Annotated in this window: 1 protein-coding gene; it reads right to left on the bottom strand. The window is 32.3% G+C overall.

The genetic code is table 11. The annotated features are described in order from the left end of the window. Positions 1-286: 286 nt before the first annotated feature. The gene (locus HMPREF9402_RS00345) at positions 287-1,621 is read right to left on the bottom strand and encodes a CoA-disulfide reductase (protein ID WP_170837654.1); all 1,335 of its coding nucleotides are present in this window, start codon (positions 1,619-1,621) and stop codon (positions 287-289) included. Positions 1,622-1,701 lie beyond the last annotated feature (80 nt).

Raw genomic sequence — 1,701 nt, 5'->3', positions numbered from 1 at the left:
GAAGTTACTCGATTATTTTATCAACCAACATCTCTTTTGTCAAATAATTTTTAAAATTCTTTGTTAGTTCGTTTTATTTACCAGAAACGAACTTCTATATAATACCAGGTTTGTCGTTTCTTGTCAAACCTTTTTTCCTAAAAAGTTTTTTAACTCATCCCCTTCTCTTGAAGAGAACTTTTATATAATACCAAATCTGTCGGTTGTTGTCAAACATTTTTAATATACTTTTTTAAAAATATAAAACACTCTAATATCAATCTGATATTAGAGTGTTTTATATAAATTATTTCGCTACACTTCCTGCAATATTTAAAGCATCCCACGTTCTTGCAAATGGTGGTGCATAGCATAAGTCTAACATTGCCAGTTGATCGGTTGTCAATCCTGCAAAAATAGCAGTAGCTAATACATTAACTCGTTGAACTGCATCTTTACGTCCAACAACTTGTCCGCCTAATAATACTTTTGTATCAGCATTATAGATTAACTTCACATAAATTTTGGTTTGTCCTGGATAATAACTTGTTTGATTCATATCTGTAATAAATACTGTTTTATAGTTTAATCCTAAATTTTTAGCCTCTTGTTCAGATAATCCAGTACGCCCGGCTTCTAAATCCATTACTTTTAGACACGCTGAACCTAAAGAACCGTTAAATTGTTGATGGGCACCTGCTAAATTTTCACCAATAATGCGTCCCATTTTATTTGCAACCGTTGCTAATGGAATATAAGCCGGTTCAGATTTCAAAATATGATTGATACTTGCACAATCACCAGCTGCGTAAATATCTTCAATTGAAGTACGCCCCTCTTGATCAATGATAATGGCACCATTACGGAGCATTTTAATTCCTGTATCTACTAAAAATTCAGTATTCGGTCGTACACCAGCAGTTAAGACAACAATATCGACATCATAACTTTCATCTTTAGTTTGAATTTTAGTTACATATTCTTGACCTTCTAAAGCTGTAACTGTTTGAGCTAAATGCAGATGAACATTGTGAGCTCTTAGCTCTTCTTCTAGAATATCTGTTATTTCTTTATCAAAAGTATCAACCAGAACACGATCATTTAATTGGAAAACATGAACTTCTTTTCCATATTGCTTAGCCGCTTCAACAACCTCAAGCCCAATAAACCCTGCTCCTACAATCGCAACACGATTTAAATCAGAATTTTGCATTGCTTGTTTTAAATCATGACCGTCTTCCATGCTTTTTAAAGTGTAAACATGTTTAAGATTTACATTTTGAATTGGAGGGATAATGGCACTTGCTCCTGTTGCAACCATTAATCGATCATAGTAATCGTCAAACACTTCATTTGTTGTTAAATTTTTTACAGTTACAACTTTATTATCTACATCTACTTTTAATACTTCATGTTCTGGATGAACAGAAATTCCTGAGGAATTGAATTGCTCTACTGTTCTTGCAATCATATTTTGAGAATCTTCAAAGAAATTTCCGACAAAATAAGGTAAACCACATGCTCCAAATGAAACATGTTTTGATTTTTCATATACTGTTATACTTGCATCTTTATTTGAACGCTTTAATTTTGCAGCAGCGCTCATTCCAGCTGCAACACCACCAATAATAACAACCTTCATCATATAACCTCCTTAAAATTACCTTACATTATCTTATATTATATCAAATTTTCTCATAATATATATAAATAATGCCAAGC

It is taken from the genome of Turicibacter sp. HGF1 (genome assembly GCF_000191865.1).
Classification (GTDB): Bacteria; Bacillota_I; Bacilli_A; order MOL361; family Turicibacteraceae; genus Turicibacter; species Turicibacter sanguinis.
This window is presented reverse-complemented; position numbering and strand designations above follow the sequence as displayed.

What these genes read in the sequence shown, in the direction of transcription:
- HMPREF9402_RS00345 (WP_170837654.1), bottom strand. Translation starts at nt 1,621, where the DNA reads ATGAAGGTTGTTATTATTGGTGGTGTTGCAGCTGGAATGAGCGCTGCT.